The organism is Streptomyces sp. TOM-9, assembly GCF_056858595.1.
The window spans coordinates 7180488-7194349 of the sequence record NZ_JBXEQB010000001.1; the positions used below are offsets into that span (position 1 = coordinate 7180488).

General features: G+C 72.7%; 15 protein-coding genes. 9 read left to right on the top strand and 6 right to left on the bottom strand.

Annotated elements, in window-relative coordinates; all coding sequences use genetic code 11:
• Nucleotides 1–10: 10 nt before the first annotated feature.
• Nucleotides 11–1687, top strand: coding sequence for an AMP-binding protein (locus tag AC1VWI_RS33285; protein WP_499514708.1), 1677 nt, complete (start codon nucleotides 11–13; stop codon nucleotides 1685–1687).
• On the top strand, nucleotides 1684–3309 hold the full coding sequence (locus tag AC1VWI_RS33290; protein ID WP_499514709.1) for an AMP-binding protein: 1626 nt from the start codon (nucleotides 1684–1686) through the stop codon (nucleotides 3307–3309). The genes AC1VWI_RS33285 and AC1VWI_RS33290 overlap by 4 nt, the downstream gene beginning before the upstream one ends.
• On the opposite strand, the gene AC1VWI_RS33295 is transcribed toward AC1VWI_RS33290, so the two are convergent.
• Entirely contained in the window at nucleotides 3296–3817 is a 522-nt protein-coding gene (locus tag AC1VWI_RS33295) for an AAA family ATPase (protein WP_499514710.1), read from the bottom strand. The genes AC1VWI_RS33290 and AC1VWI_RS33295 overlap by 14 nt on opposite strands.
• A gap of 71 nt (nucleotides 3818–3888) precedes the next feature.
• Here AC1VWI_RS33295 and AC1VWI_RS33300 point away from each other — a divergent pair, with 71 nt between their 5' ends.
• Both AC1VWI_RS33300 and AC1VWI_RS33305 read left to right on the top strand, forming a co-directional pair.
• Nucleotides 3889–4413 (top strand): hypothetical protein, encoded by a 525-nt coding sequence (locus tag AC1VWI_RS33300; RefSeq protein WP_499514711.1) that lies wholly within the window; start codon nucleotides 3889–3891, stop codon nucleotides 4411–4413.
• Between the two features lie 228 nt (nucleotides 4414–4641).
• Nucleotides 4642–5754 carry a ricin-type beta-trefoil lectin domain protein gene (locus tag AC1VWI_RS33305; RefSeq protein WP_499514712.1) on the top strand — a complete coding sequence of 371 codons (1113 nt, stop codon included), beginning with the start codon at nucleotides 4642–4644 and terminating at the stop codon, nucleotides 5752–5754.
• Nucleotides 5755–5785: 31 nt separating this feature from the next.
• On the opposite strand, the gene AC1VWI_RS33310 is transcribed toward AC1VWI_RS33305, so the two are convergent.
• Nucleotides 5786–6535 carry an LppU/SCO3897 family protein gene (locus AC1VWI_RS33310; protein WP_499514713.1) on the bottom strand — a complete coding sequence of 250 codons (750 nt, stop codon included), beginning with the start codon at nucleotides 6533–6535 and terminating at the stop codon, nucleotides 5786–5788.
• A 237-nt stretch (nucleotides 6536–6772) separates the two neighbouring features.
• On the opposite strand from AC1VWI_RS33310, the gene gcl reads away from it, so the two are divergent.
• The gene (gene gcl, locus AC1VWI_RS33315; RefSeq protein ID WP_499514714.1) at nucleotides 6773–8560 is read left to right on the top strand and encodes a glyoxylate carboligase; all 1788 of its coding nucleotides are present in this window, start codon (nucleotides 6773–6775) and stop codon (nucleotides 8558–8560) included.
• A 95-nt stretch (nucleotides 8561–8655) separates the two neighbouring features.
• Here gcl and AC1VWI_RS33320 read toward each other — a convergent pair whose 3' ends face one another.
• From AC1VWI_RS33320 to AC1VWI_RS33335, 4 genes are all read right to left on the bottom strand, one after another.
• Nucleotides 8656–9201, bottom strand: coding sequence for an EF-hand domain-containing protein (locus tag AC1VWI_RS33320; protein WP_499514715.1), 546 nt, complete (start codon nucleotides 9199–9201; stop codon nucleotides 8656–8658).
• 128 nt (nucleotides 9202–9329) lie between these two features.
• Nucleotides 9330–10058 carry a hypothetical protein gene (locus AC1VWI_RS33325; protein ID WP_499514716.1) on the bottom strand — a complete coding sequence of 243 codons (729 nt, stop codon included), beginning with the start codon at nucleotides 10056–10058 and terminating at the stop codon, nucleotides 9330–9332.
• A gap of 320 nt (nucleotides 10059–10378) precedes the next feature.
• The gene (locus tag AC1VWI_RS33330) at nucleotides 10379–11278 is read right to left on the bottom strand and encodes a 2-hydroxy-3-oxopropionate reductase (protein WP_499514717.1); all 900 of its coding nucleotides are present in this window, start codon (nucleotides 11276–11278) and stop codon (nucleotides 10379–10381) included.
• 15 nt (nucleotides 11279–11293) lie between these two features.
• Nucleotides 11294–12124 (bottom strand): TIM barrel protein, encoded by an 831-nt coding sequence (locus tag AC1VWI_RS33335; RefSeq protein ID WP_499514718.1) that lies wholly within the window; start codon nucleotides 12122–12124, stop codon nucleotides 11294–11296.
• A 118-nt stretch (nucleotides 12125–12242) separates the two neighbouring features.
• On the opposite strand from AC1VWI_RS33335, the gene AC1VWI_RS33340 reads away from it, so the two are divergent.
• From AC1VWI_RS33340 to uraH, 4 genes are all read left to right on the top strand, one after another.
• Nucleotides 12243–12494, top strand: coding sequence for a YkoF family thiamine-binding protein (locus tag AC1VWI_RS33340; protein ID WP_499514719.1), 252 nt, complete (start codon nucleotides 12243–12245; stop codon nucleotides 12492–12494).
• Complete coding sequence (locus AC1VWI_RS33345) at nucleotides 12491–12871, top strand: helix-turn-helix domain-containing protein (protein ID WP_499514720.1); 381 nt, start codon at nucleotides 12491–12493, stop codon at nucleotides 12869–12871. Before AC1VWI_RS33340 ends, AC1VWI_RS33345 begins: the two co-directional genes overlap by 4 nt.
• Nucleotides 12872–12959: 88 nt before the next feature.
• Nucleotides 12960–13472 (top strand): 2-oxo-4-hydroxy-4-carboxy-5-ureidoimidazoline decarboxylase, encoded by a 513-nt coding sequence (uraD, locus tag AC1VWI_RS33350; RefSeq protein WP_499514721.1) that lies wholly within the window; start codon nucleotides 12960–12962, stop codon nucleotides 13470–13472.
• A complete protein-coding gene (gene uraH / locus AC1VWI_RS33355; RefSeq protein WP_499514722.1) occupies nucleotides 13469–13861 on the top strand; it encodes a hydroxyisourate hydrolase in 393 nt (130 codons plus the stop codon). The genes uraD and uraH overlap by 4 nt, the downstream gene beginning before the upstream one ends.
• Nucleotide 13862 lies beyond the last annotated feature (1 nt).

Consider the following 13862-nt stretch of genomic DNA (forward strand, 5'->3'; position numbering starts at 1 on the left):
AGGAGGACACATGACGGCAACCAGCCGGACGGAAGAGTTCCGGGAGGCCCGGGACTTCCTGCTGCGCCACCGCGAGGACTACAAGGCGGCGTACGAGGGCTTCCGCTGGCCGCGGCCCGGGCACTTCAACTGGGCGCTGGACTGGTTCGACGTCATCGCCCGTGACAACGACCGCACCGCCCTGCACATCGTCGAGGAGGACGGCACCGAGTCGGCCGTCTCCTTCGCCGCGATGTCCGAGCGCTCGGCCCGGGTCGCGAACCTGCTCCGCGGCCTCGGGGTGGGCCCCGGCGACCGGATCGTGGTCATGCTGGGCAACCAGACCGAGCTCTGGGAGACCGCCCTGGCCGCCATGAAGCTGCGGGCCGTGGTCATCCCGGCCACCCCGCTGCTCGGTCCCGCCGACCTCACCGACCGCGTGGAGCGCGGCCGGGCCCGGCACGTGATCGTCCGCGCGGCGGACGCGGCGAAGTTCGACCAGGTGCCGGGGGAGTACACCAGGATCGCCGTCGGCGGCGCGCCCGCGGGCTGGCACGCCTACGAGGACGCGTACGACGCCCCCGCGGACTTCGCGCCCGACGGGGACACCCGCGGCGACGACCCGCTGATGCTGTACTTCACCTCGGGCACCACCGCGAAGCCCAAGCTCGTCGAACACACCCACCTGTCCTACCCCGTGGGCCACCTGGCGACGATGTACTGGATCGGCCTGCGCCCCGGCGACGTCCACCTCAACATCTCCTCGCCCGGCTGGGCCAAGCACGCCTGGTCCAACCTCTTCGCGCCGTGGAACGCCGAGGCGACGGTCTTCATCCACAACTACACGCGCTTCGACGCGGGCCGCCTGATGGCCGAGATGGACCGGGCCGGCGTCACCAGCTTCTGCGCGCCGCCCACCGTCTGGCGGATGCTCATCCAGGCCGACCTCGGCGCGCTGCGCACCCCGCCGCGCGAGGTCGTCGCCGCCGGCGAGCCGCTCAACCCGGAGGTCATCGAGCACGTGCGACGCGCCTGGGGCCTCACCATCCGGGACGGCTTCGGCCAGACCGAGACGGCCGTCCAGGTCTCCAACCCGCCCGGGCAGCCGCTCAAGCCGGGCTCCATGGGCCGTCCCAGCCCCGGTTACACGGTGGAACTCCTCGACCCGGTCACCGGCAAGCCCGGCGACGAGGGGGAGATCTGCCTCGACCTGTCCGCCCGCCCGGTGGGCCTGATGACCGGCTACGAGGGCGATCCCGAGCGCACCGCCGAGGCCATGGCCGGCGGCTGGTACCGCACCGGCGACATCGGCTCCCGCGACGCCGACGGCTACATCACCTACATCGGGCGCGCCGACGACGTGTTCAAGGCCTCCGACTACAAGATCTCCCCCTTCGAGCTGGAGAGCGCCCTGCTGGAGCACGAGTGCGTGGCGGAGGCCGCCGTCGTCCCGGCGCCCGACCCGCTGCGGCTGGCCGTGCCCAAGGCGTACGTCGTCCTCGCCGAGGGCTGGGAGCCGGGCCCGGAGACCGCCGCGGCGCTCTTCGCGCACTCGCGGGCCGTGCTCGCCCCGTACAAGCGGGTACGACGCATCGAGTTCGCCGAGCTGCCCAAGACCGTGTCCGGCAAGATCCGCCGCATCGAGCTGCGCCGGCGTACCGCCGAGGGTGCCGTCGGCACCGAGTACCGCGAGGAGGACCACAGGTGAGCACCCCCGCGAGTCCCGTCGAGCCGTCGTACGCGAGCGGCACCGGCACCACCGCGCTGCTCGGCGACACCATCGGCCGCAACCTGGACCGGGCCGTCGCTGCCTGGCCGGACCGCGAAGCCCTGGTCGACGTCCCCAGTGGCCGCCGCTGGACCTACGCCGCGTTCGGCGCCGCCGTCGACGACGTGGCGCGCGGCCTGCTCGCCAAGGGCGTCGGCAAGGGCGACCGGGTGGGCATCTGGGCCGTCAACTGCCCTGAGTGGGTGCTCGTCCAGTACGCCACCGCCCGCATCGGCGCGATCATGGTCAACATCAACCCGGCCTACCGCGTCCACGAGCTGGCGTTCGTGCTCGACCAGGCCGGCATCGAGGTGCTGGTCGCCTCCACCGCGTTCAAGTCCAGCGACTACCGCGCCATGGTGGAGCAGGTGCGTGGCGGGTGCCGCTCGCTCACCGAGGTCGTGTACATCGGCGACCCGACGTGGGACGCCCTCGTCGAGGCCGGGGCCCACGTCCCGGTCGGGCAGCTCGCCGAGCGCGGGGCGGAACTGTCCTGCGACGACCCGGTCAACATCCAGTACACCTCGGGCACGACCGGCTTCCCCAAGGGCGCGACCCTCTCCCACCACAACATCCTCAACAACGGCTACTTCGTGGGCGAGCAGGTGGGCTACAGCGAGCAGGACCGCGTCTGCCTGCCGGTGCCCTTCTACCACTGCTTCGGCATGGTCATGGGAAACCTGGGCGCCACCTCGCACGGCGCCTGCATCGTCATCCCGGCGCCCGGCTTCGACCCGGCGGCGACGCTGCGCGCGGTCGAACAGGAGCGCTGCACCTCGCTGTACGGGGTGCCGACGATGTTCATCGCCGAGCTCAACCTGCCGGACTTCGCGACGTACGACCTCTCATCGCTGCGCACCGGCATCATGGCGGGCTCGCCCTGCCCGGTCGAGGTGATGAAGCGGGTCGTCGCCGAGATGCACATGGCCGAGGTGTCCATCTGCTACGGCATGACCGAGACCTCGCCGGTCTCCACCCAGACCCGCCGGGACGACGACCTCGAGCGCCGCACCGCCACTGTCGGCCGGGTGCTGCCGCACGTCGAGGTCAAGGTCGTCGGCCCGGACGGCGTGACGGTGCCGCGCGGCACGGCGGGCGAACTGTGCACCCGTGGCTACTCGGTGATGCTGGGTTACTGGGACGAGCCGGACAAGACCGCGGAGGCGATCGACGCCGGCCGCTGGATGCACACCGGCGACCTCGCCGTGATGCGGGAGGACGGCTACCTGCAGATCGTCGGCCGCATCAAGGACATGATCATCCGCGGCGGTGAGAACGTCTACCCGCGCGAGATCGAGGAGTTCCTCTACGCCCACCCCAAGATCGCGGACGTCCAGGTGGTCGGCGTCCCCGACGAGCGGTACGGCGAGGAGATCCTGGCCTGCGTCATCCTCAAGGACCCGGCGGCCGCGCTGACGGTGGAGGAGCTCGGCGAGTTCTGCCGCGGCCGGCTCGCCCACTACAAGGTGCCGCGCCATCTGCGGCTGATGGACGCCTTCCCGATGACCGTCAGCGGCAAGGTCCGCAAGGTCGAGCTGCGGGAGTCCTTCAGGCCCGCGTGAGGTCCGCGACCTGCCGCGCCACCGCCTCCGGCGGCGCGGCGGTCGTGTCGAGCACCGTCGCCGCCGCCCGCAGCCAGGGCAGGGCCTCCGCGTACTCCTCCAGGTGGTCCAGCCGCCACTGCCGGGCGCCGGTCTCCACCGTGTCCCCCTCGATCCTGCGGGTGAGGGTGGCCGGGTCGGTGTGCAGCAGGAAGTGCCGCACGGGCAGCCCGGCCCGCTCCAGCCCCGCCTCGACCTCCCGCCAGTACTCCTCCACCAGCACGGTCTGCGGCACGATCAGCGTCCCGCCGAGGTAGGCGTGCACCTGGGTGAGCGACGCCACGGTGAGCGCCCGCCAGGGGGGCCACTCCTGGAAGTCCCGCACGGGCACGGCCTCGTGCAGCACGTGTCCCAGCATGAAACCGACCTGTTCGGTGTCGAAGACGTGGGCGCCGGGGACGAGCCGCACCAGGTGCGAGCAGGTCGTGGTCTTGCCCGCGCCGAAGGCGCCGTTCAGCCAGATGATCACGCGCGCCACAGTAGCCGCCGCCGTTACCCTGACAACACAGCGGAGACGTACGGGAGATGGGGGCGACGGGGATGGCTCACAGGGACGACGTCCGGCCGGGGAGCGGTGAGCAGTCCGCGATCCCGGAGCTGGTGTCCGCCTTGGTCGGTGCGGGCGGGGTGGTCCTGCTGAGCTCGTTCATGCAGGCGGTGGGGGCCAGGCTCGGCGAGATCACGGCGGCGCGCTTGGGCGGCCGGGGCTTGTGGCGGCGGCGCGGGGCCACCGAGGAGGAACGGACGGCGGCCGCCTTCATTGCGGCGGTGCAGAAGCTCGGGTCGGTCCGGCGCGAGGGCGGCGGGGTGCTGCGGCTGGAGGACGAGGGCTCCCGCACCCGGGTGCAGGTGCACCCGTTGCTGCCGGTCGAGGCGGTCACCCAGTTCCAGCGGCTGGACCTCGGCCACCCGGAGGTCGCCGGCCTGGAGATCGCCTGGACCGACACCCTCGGCGACCATCCGCAGGGTGTCTGGGCCACGACCGGCGGCGCCGAGGGCGCCGGCACCCGCTACCTGTGGAACGACGTCCGCCGCACCTGGGAACCCCACCGCCGCAGGCCCTGAGGGACACCGTCGCCCACAGGACGACCTCCGTTCACCGGGCGGCCACAGTGCCGTCACCAGGCGCGTCGTCCCGGCTGGGAGCGGTTGCTAGGGTGCGAGCTGCGCTGCCGCGTCAGCCCTGTTCGGGATGACCGCGCAGCACGGATGCCCCTGGGGGACGGTGTGCCGAAAGCAGCCCCGGCCCACGCGGCGGGGCTGTTTTACGCACATCTGGGTTTGGAAGGATTCATGACGGCTTCTCCCGACGAGCCGGCGCCGACGGCCGACGAGACCCCGGCAGCGCCGTCCCCCGCCGGTACGGCGCTGCCACGGCGGACCCGGAGGACGTCCGCGATCGCCGACGCGTCCGCCACCACCAGCCGGAACCCCCCGGACTGGACCGGCGGCGACGCCCCGACGCTGCGGGCCAGGCAGGCCGCCGCCCTTCCCGAGCGGCCCGAGGGGGCCGCGGAACCGGAATCCTCCTACGCGGACGGCTTCGCGGCCGGGCTCGCCTTCGCGTCCCGTACCGCGCCCGTGCCCGCGCACGACGAGGAGCACCTGCCGGCGACGGCTGCGGGGACAGGCCCGCAGGCACCCGCCGCGGCGGAGCCCGCGCCTTCCCGTGCGCGCCGCGGGTGGTCCCGCCCGCTCCTGCTGGTCGGCGCGGGTCTCGCGGTCGGCGTGCTGGTCTGCGTGCCGTTCCTCGTGCGGGGTTCGGGTGAGGAGGACCGCGGCCCGGCCGCCGCCACCCTCGCGGACGAGGACCCGGCCGGCGAGGCACCCGAGGCCGGCCCGGCCGGTGCGAGCCCCTCCGACGGGCGGTCACCGTCCCCCGGGGACACCGGGCGGCGGTCGCCGGAGGCCGGTTCCCGAGGCGGCTCGACCGCCACCCCGAGCGCGACCGGGGGCAAGGCCACGGCCGACGCCACGGGCGGGGGCGCGGCGCAGCAGCCCACCGCCGGCCCGTCGCGTTCCGCCGCGGGCTCCGGCACGGCGATCCGGAGCCACGACTCGGGCCGCTGCATCGACGGCAGCCCCCCGTGGGGCTCGCCGCTGCAGATCTGGGACTGCACGGGCAGCGCGGCGCAGTCCTGGCAGGTCAAGCCGGACGGCAGCATCCGCTCCCGGGGCAAGTGCATGGACGTCGCGGGCGGTTCGCGGGACGACGGCGCGGCCGTCCAGCTGGTGGACTGCAACGGCACCGGCGCCCAGCAGTTCCGCCTCAACGCCGCTCACGACCTGGTCAACGTCCAGGCCGACAAGTGCGTGGAGGCGGAGGACTCGCCGGGGGTCAACGGCACCAGGCTGCGGCTGTGGAGCTGCACCGGCGCGGACGACCAGAAGTGGAGCCGCGGCTGACGCCCGGTCCGGTGGTCCGTGGTGGCGGCGGTCAGGTGTTGTCGTTCCGCGCCAGGCACAGGACGTACTTGGTCGAGCCGTGCTCCGCCCGGAACGTGGCCACCATGCGGGGGTAGGCCTCGCAGCGGCTGGTGTCGGTGGTGTCGTCGAAGCGCCCGACGACCTCGAACTCGGCCTTCGCGGAACCGCAGTCGACGACCGACACGTCCGGGAAGAGGACGTCCCCGCTGCTGTGGACGCAGTCGCCGACCTCGGCGTACTCGGCGTCGTCGTGGAGCACCAGCCAGCCGCCGCCGATGAGGATGACGGGTATCAGCAGGCCCAGGGCGGTGGGGCGGAGCAGGATCGGCCGGCCGGGGTCGGCCGGCGTGCCGGGGGCGCCGGGGACCGGCTCGGGCAGGCGGTTGATCTTCCAGCGCTGGAACAGGTTGACCAGCAGGGTAAGCGGGTTGAACAGCATCGAGGTCGGACTCCACCAGCCCTGCACCAGGCTGTTGGAGACCATCTCGCGGTGCTTGGCGATGCCGCAGCGCCGGCAGAACGGGGCCCGGACCTTCAGGAAGCGCATCATCACGACCATGCCCTGGTGGCCCCGGACGGTCGCCTGGACCGCCGGCACCGAGCCGCAGAACAGGCAGGAGCGTCCGTAGCCGGGCACCTCCTGCCCGAAGGGCGGCAGCGGCCTCGGCCGAGCGGCCGGCGGCACCGCCTGTGCCTGCGGCTGGGGTTGGGGCTGGGACGGGGGCTGGGACTGCGCGGGCGACGGCGTCGGCGTGGTCAAGGAGATCACCTGGGGTCCGTGTGAAGCCGATGTGAAGGGCGAGCGGAACCCTAGTGGGTGGTACCGACATCGATCGACCCGATTGCCGAACGGCTTTCGCGTCTCCTTCTTGACCCGCGCGCCGGGGGCGCCCTATGTTCACAGTAGTTCCGCATAACAAAAGACGACTTCCATAATGCGGAAGATGGAGCACCGGGCGCGACAACCTGGACCGCAGGACGACGCAGGAGTGACCGAATGCCTCGAATGACCGCCGCCCGAGCGGCAGTGGAGATCCTCAAGCGCGAGGGCGTGGACACCGCGTTCGGCGTGCCCGGCGCCGCGATCAACCCCTTCTACGCCGCCCTCAAGGCCTCCGGTGGCATCCAGCACACGCTGGCCCGGCACGTGGAGGGCGCCTCGCACATGGCGGAGGGCTACACACGCACCGCCCCCGGCAACATCGGCGTGTGCATCGGCACGTCGGGGCCCGCCGGCACCGACATGATCACCGGTCTCTACTCCGCGACCGGCGACTCGATCCCGATCCTGTGCATCACCGGGCAGGCGCCCACCGCGGTGATCCACAAGGAGGACTTCCAGGCCGTGGACATCGCGGCCATCGCCGCGCCCGTGACCAAGGCGGCCACCACCGTCCTGGAGGCGGCCCAGGTTCCGGGCGTCTTCCAGAAGGCCTTCCACCTGATGCGCTCCGGGCGTCCCGGCCCGGTCCTGATCGACCTGCCGGTCGACGTCCAGCTCACCGAGATCGAGTTCGACCCCGAGACGTACGAGCCGCTGCCGGTCTGGAAGCCGGCCGCCACCCGCCGTCAGATCGAGAAGGCGCTCGCCATGATGACCGCCGCCGAGCGGCCGCTGATCGTCGCGGGCGGCGGGGTGATCAACGCCGACGCGGCCGCTCTGCTGGTGGAGTTCGCCGAGCTGACCGGCACCCCGGTGGTGCCGACCCTGATGGGCTGGGGTGCCATCCCGGACGACCACGACCTCAACGCGGGCATGGTCGGACTGCAGACCTCGCACCGCTACGGCAACGCGACCTTCCTGGAGTCCGACTTCGTCCTGGGCATCGGCAACCGCTGGGCCAACCGCCACACCGGCCGGATCGACGTCTACACCGAGGGCCGCACCTTCGTGCACGTCGACATCGAACCCACCCAGATCGGCAGGATCTTCGCCCCCGACTACGGGATCGCCTCCGACGCCGGCGCCGCGCTGCGGCTCTTCGTCGACGTGGCGGCCGAACTCAAGGCCGCCGGCGAACTGCCCGACCGCTCGGCCTGGGCCGCCTCGGCCCGGGAGCGCAAGGCGACCCTGCACCGCCGGACGCACTTCGACGACATCCCCATCAAGCCCCAGCGTGTGTACGAGGAGATGAACCGCGCCTTCGGCCCCGACACCCGCTACGTCACCACGATCGGCCTCTCCCAGATCGCGGGCGCGCAGATGCTGCACGTCTACCGGCCGCGCCACTGGATCAACTGCGGCCAGGCCGGCCCCCTCGGCTGGACCGTGCCGGCCGCCCTGGGCGTGGCGAAGGCCGACCCGGGGACGCCGGTGGTGGCCCTCTCGGGCGACTACGACTTCCAGTTCATGATCGAGGAGCTCGCGGTCGGCGCGCAGCACCGGATCCCGTACGTCCACGTCCTGGTGAACAACTCCTACCTGGGCCTGATCCGTCAGGCGCAGCGGGCCTTCGACATCGACTTCCAGGTCAACCTGGAGTTCGAGAACGTCAACTCGCCCGAGCTGGGCGTCTACGGCGTCGACCACGTCAAGGTCGCCGAGGGCCTGGGCTGCAAGGCGATCCGGGTCACCGACCCGGCCGGGCTCGGCGCGGCCTTCGAGCAGGCCAAGAAGCTCGCGGCCGAGTACCGGGTGCCGGTCGTCGTCGAGGCGATCCTGGAACGGGTCACCAACATCGCCATGAGCGTCACCAACGACATCGGCAACGTCGTGGAGTTCGAGGAGCTGGCCACCGAAGCCGGCCACGCGCCCACCGAGATCATCCCGCTCGCGAGCACCTGAGCCCGGGCCCGACCGCGCCACCGGCCGCCCCGTCCTGACCTCCCGGGCGCGGCGGCCGGGTTCCACGACCGCCCGGGGAGGGCCCCGGCGGTTCGCTAGAGCGGCCCGAACAGCCAGTTGCCGGGGGCCTCGGGGTCGGTGCCGATGTAGTAGGCGCGGATGGCCGCCACCAGCTCGGCCGTGCTCACGCACCCGTCGCCGTCGGTGTCGATGCGGTTGAAGGCGGCGGCGATGTCCGTGACGGGCGTGTTGAAGGCCCGCTGCAGGACCTCGAACTCCCCGCGCACGACGTGGCCGTCGCCGTCGGTGTCGCACAGATGGGCGACGGCCTCGGCCGCCGGGTGGAAGACCGGGTCGAAGGCCGGTCCCTCGATGAAGGCCTTGGTCATGCCGTGGTGGTACTCCGCGGAGGACAGCCGCCCGTCGCGGTCTCTGTCGGCGTACGCCGCCAGCTCCGCCCAGACGGCGTCGAGCCGTACCGCCACCGCCTTTCCCTTGGGCGAGGTGGGGGACATGCCGAAGCCGTGGATCAGCCGCGCGCCGACGTCCTGGAAGTCGGCGCGCTCGGCGTATCCGTTGCCGTCCGTGTCCAGACGGCGGAAGGATTTGTCGAGCTTGCGCTTCAGAAGGGCCGTAGACATCGCTGCGTCCTTGACGTAGTCCTGGGTTGCCGTACGGAGGGGGAACCTCTCGATACTCCCCCGGGAGCGGCGGTCGCGCGACCCGAGTGACCACGGACGGTGAAGGGCGGGGCCGAGCTCGTCCCGGCTCAGGGCGTGGCGTGCGGGCCGGTCCTGATCAGGACGTCGGCGGCGTCGTTGACCGGCTGCGGCGTGCCGGTGAGGTCCATGACGAAGAGCGGCACCCCCAGCCGGTCCGCGCGCAGCCGCGCGTCATGGGCGTAGCCCGCCAGGGAGAAGAAGGCGCCGGTGGAGTCCTCGTTGAGGCAGTTGAGCCAGAGGGTCTCCACCTCCCGCAGCGGTGTCGGCCGCGTCGTCGGGTCGACCTGGGCCACGACACCCTCGCCGCGCAGGTCGATGCCGTTGGCCGAGCGGTCCTCCGCGGTGCGTACGCCCGCGAAACCGAGCCACTTCAGGTACTGCGCGGCGGCGGTGACCGCGTCCCGCGCGGTACGGATGGTCACCGGCCGGAACGGCGGCCGCGGCGCGGGCGCCACGGGCCCGGGGCCGGCCTGCCGCACCGGCGGGACGGGGCGCCGCTCGGGCATCCGCAGGGCCCGGGTGTCCACCGGCAGCCGGACCACCGCCCCGCAGTCGCAGCCGAGTTCGGGCTGCGGCCACTGCTCGTCGCGGCCGCAGTCCGGGCAGCGCATGGCCACCCAGGAGTCGTCCCAGGACCGGTGGCGGATCTGCAGCGGGACGCCGCCGCGCAGGATCGGCAGGGCCAGCGGTGTGCCGCAGGCGCAGGGGAAGGTGGGTGCGGTGTAGGCGTGCTCCCGGCGGCAGGCCGGACAGCGCACGGGCACGCTCTCTGCCATGGTTCGCGACTCCTGGGCGGTGCGGCGGTGCGGCGGCGCAGGGGTGCTCGCCGGGACGGTCCTGCCGTCCATCGTCCCGCACGGGGAGCCCCTCGTGCACCCGTCTTGCCGTCCCGGTCGCGCCGGTGCACGCAGCCGTCCGGAGACCCGGTCCGCGTCCGGCCCGGCCGCGGCACGGGTCCCCGGACGGGGACCGGTCCGCGCCGCCTCGACCTACCCCTCAGAAGTTCTCGGCGGCGCGGACGTTCGTGGTTCCGGGCGGCGGCGCCCCATCGGGCGCGACAGGACAGGTCGGAGCGCCGCCGCCCGGAAGTCGTGGGTCAGCCGGTGACCGGGAGACCGGAAAGGCGCTCCACGCCGCGCAGCAGGGCGGAGTGGTCCAGGCCGCCGTCGCCCTGGGCCCGCAGTGAGGCGACGAGGTTCGCCACCACGGAGCCGACGGGCAGGGCGGCGCCGACGTTCCGGGCGGCGTCGGTGACGATGCCCATGTCCTTGTGGTGCAGGTCGATGCGGAAGCCCGGGGCATACGCGCGGTCGAGGAAGTTGCGCTTCTTGCGGGTCAGCACCGTGGATCCGGCCAGGCCGCCGCCCAGCACCTCCAGGGCCGCGGTGAGGTCGACGCCGGACTTCTCCAGGAAGACCACGGCCTCCGCGCACGCCTGGATGTTCACCGCGACGATCAGCTGGTTGGCCGCCTTCACGGTCTGGCCGGCGCCGTGCGGACCGCACAGGACGACGGTCTTGCCGAGGGCGTCGAAGAGGGGCCGCGCCTCGTCGAAGTCGGCCCGCGCGCCGCCGACCATGATCGACAGCACCGCCTCGACGGCTCCGGCCTCGCCTCCGGAGACGGGGGCGTCCAGGACCCGGATGTGCCTTTCGGCCGCGGCCTGCGCCAGGTCGACGGAGGTCTGCGGGGTGATCGACGACATGTCGATCAGGAGCGCACCCGGCCGGGCGTTCGCCAGGATGCCGTCCTCGCCGTAGGCGACGGCCTCCACCTGGGGGGAGGCGGGGACCATGGTGACGACCACGTCGGCGTCCTTCACGGCCTCCGCGACCGAGGCGGCGGGCGTGCCGCCGGCCGCGGCCAGGCGGTCGAGCTTGTCCTGCTCCAGGGTGTGGCCGGTGACGGAGTACCCGGCCTTGATGAGGTTCTCCGACATCGGGGAGCCCATGATGCCGAGGCCGATCCACGCGACCGCGGGAAGTGTGGTGGTCATGATGTCCTCTCCGGATTACTTGTCGGCGTCGGCGAGCCAGTCGAAGGAGGCGGCGCTGCCCTGCGGGCCCGGCTTGTACTCCAGCCCCACCCAGCCGTCGTAGCCCCGGTCGCGCAGCCGGTCCAGGAGGGCGGACAGCGGCAGGGAGCCCGTGCCGGGCGCGCCGCGGCCGGGGTCGTCGGCGATCTGGACGTGGCCGGTGCGGTCCGCGTAGGCGTCGATGACGGCGGGCAGGTCCTCGCCGTTCATCGACAGGTGGTACAGGTCCAGCAGGAACCTGGCGTTGCCCAGGCCCGTCTCGGCGTTGACCTTGTCGACCACCTCGACCGCGGCGGCCGCGCTCACCAGCGGATAGCGCGGCGACTCGGGCTCGTTGAGGGCCTCGACCAGCAGCACCGCGCCGACCCGGTCGGCCGCGTGCGCGGCCCGCACCAGGTTCTCCAGGGCGAGTTCGTCCTGCGCCTCGGGACTCACGCCGTCCACCCGGTTGCCGTACAGCGCGTTGAGCGCCGTGCAGCCCACCGAGCGGGCGAAGTCGGCGGCGACGTCGATGTTGGCGCGGAAGCGCGCGGACTCCTCGCCCGGTACGGACAGGGCGCCGCGGTCGGGGCCGGGCAGTTCGCCCGCGTAGAAGTTCAGCCCCACCAACTGGGTGCCGGCCTCCTCCAGCGCGCCGCGCAGGGCGTCGAGTTCGGCCTGCGGAGGGGTCGGCATCCGGGTCCACGGCCACCACAGCTCGACCGCGGAGAAGCCGGCCGCGGCGGCCGCCGCGGGGCGCTCCAGGAGCGGGAGTTCGGTGAAGAGGATCGAGAGGTTCACATCGAAGCGCGTGGAGTCGAAGCCCATCACATGCGCCCTTCCGTATTACGGAAACTAGTTTCTACTTACCGGAAGACTCCATGAGCCGGCGGGCGGCTGTCAAGAGGGATGTCCCGGAAAGCCCCTGACCAGCTAGGTTGTGGGCGTGCGCCTGAAACTCGAATTCACCACCGAGCCGTTCGACCTGGACGAGCCCCCGCGGCACGCCGTGGTGGGGCGTGAGGTCCTGGAGGCGGCCGGGCTGGACGCCGTCGACGTCGGGCCCTTCGGCAACTCGGCCGAGGGTGGCACCGAGCAGGTGGTCGCCGTGGTCGGCGATCTGCTGCGGCGCACCCTGGAGGCCGGCGCGACCCGGGTGTCGCTGCAGGTCAATGTCGTGGGGGAGGCGGACCGGTGACCGGGCCGGTCGAGCATCCGTTCAGCGCGGCGATCAAGCCGCTCGCCGACGCCATGGGCGCAGAACTGGTGCCCCCGGGCGAGGCGCGCGGAGACGACGTCGTGCTCAGCTGGGAGGGTGCGGAGGTGGTCGCCGTACGGCTGCCGCACCTCGCGGACTCGCTCGACCACATCCTGGCCGACCTCGAGCGCCGGCACGGCAAGGCGCTGTCCGAGCTCGGGCGCAAGGAGAAGCAGACGGTCGTCCGCATCCTGGAGGAGCGTGGCGCCTTCTCGGTGCGGCACGGGGTGGAGACGGTCGCGTCGGCGCTCGGCGTGAGCCGCTTCACCGTCTACAACTACCTCAACAGGGAGAACGCGGCGAAGGAAGGCCGCTAGCCGTCCCGAGGCGTCCGTCCGGGCGTCATCGGCGCCATTTTTCAACAAACTGTTGACGTCACGTGGTGGGGGCTCCTAGCGTGCCGTTGTGACTTCCAGCCCATCCCCGGGCCTGGCCCGGCTCAACGCCGCCGGCGGACCGGAGGCGGTCGCGCTGCTGCACGAGGTCTGCGCGAGCCGCTCCTGGGGCGCCGCCGTCATGGCGGCCCGCCCGTACGACACCCTCGACGCGCTGCTCGCCGCCTCCGACACCGCGACGGCCGGCCTCACCGCCGGCGACCTGGCCGAGGCGATGGCGGGACACCCGCCGATCGGCCGCCCCCGGCCGGGCGACCCGGTCTCCGCCCGCGAACAGGGCGGGGTGCGGGACTCCGAACGCGAGGAACTGCTCGCCCTGAACCTCGCCTACCAGGAGCGGCACGGCCACGTCTTCCTCATCTGCGCCACCGGCAGGACCGGGGACCAGATGCTGGCCGCGCTCAAGGAGCGCACCGGCAACGACAGCGGCACCGAACGCGAGATCGTCCGCACCGAACTGGGGAAGATCAACCGCATCAGGCTCACCCGGCTCGTCGAGACCGCCGCAGAGGACCCCTCATGACCTCCGTCTCCACGCACGTCCTGGACACCAGCGCCGGCCGCCCCGCGCGGGGCGTCGCCGTCGCCCTGTCGGTGCGCACCGGGAGCGGGGCCCCCTGGGTGCCGCACGGCGCCTCGGCGACCGACGCCGACGGCCGCTGCAAGGACCTGCCCGACCCGCCGGAGGGCACGAGCCACGTACGGCTGGAGTTCGCCACCGAGCCCTACCTCTCCCGTCAGAGCGCCGCCCACCGCAGTCGAGCCGAGGACCAGCAGGACGCCCCCCGCACCAGGGACAGCGGAGCCTTCTTCCCGGAGGTGGCGATCGTCTTCGCCGTCGAGCCGGGCGAGCACTACCACGTACCGCTGCTGCTCAACCCGTTCGGCTACTCCGTATACCGAGGGAGCTAGC

Coding starts and splice junctions, on each gene's coding strand:
- AC1VWI_RS33285 (WP_499514708.1), top strand. CDS start 11: ATGACGGCAACCAGCCGGACGGAAGAGTTCCGGGAGGCCCGGGACTTC.
- AC1VWI_RS33300 (WP_499514711.1), top strand. CDS start 3,889: ATGGCTCACAGGGACGACGTCCGGCCGGGGAGCGGTGAGCAGTCCGCG.
- AC1VWI_RS33305 (WP_499514712.1), top strand. CDS start 4,642: ATGACGGCTTCTCCCGACGAGCCGGCGCCGACGGCCGACGAGACCCCG.
- gcl (WP_499514714.1), top strand. CDS start 6,773: ATGCCTCGAATGACCGCCGCCCGAGCGGCAGTGGAGATCCTCAAGCGC.
- AC1VWI_RS33320 (WP_499514715.1), bottom strand. CDS start 9,201: ATGTCTACGGCCCTTCTGAAGCGCAAGCTCGACAAATCCTTCCGCCGT.
- AC1VWI_RS33325 (WP_499514716.1), bottom strand. CDS start 10,058: ATGGCAGAGAGCGTGCCCGTGCGCTGTCCGGCCTGCCGCCGGGAGCAC.
- AC1VWI_RS33330 (WP_499514717.1), bottom strand. CDS start 11,278: ATGACCACCACACTTCCCGCGGTCGCGTGGATCGGCCTCGGCATCATG.
- AC1VWI_RS33335 (WP_499514718.1), bottom strand. CDS start 12,124: ATGGGCTTCGACTCCACGCGCTTCGATGTGAACCTCTCGATCCTCTTC.
- uraH (WP_499514722.1), top strand. CDS start 13,469: ATGACCTCCGTCTCCACGCACGTCCTGGACACCAGCGCCGGCCGCCCC.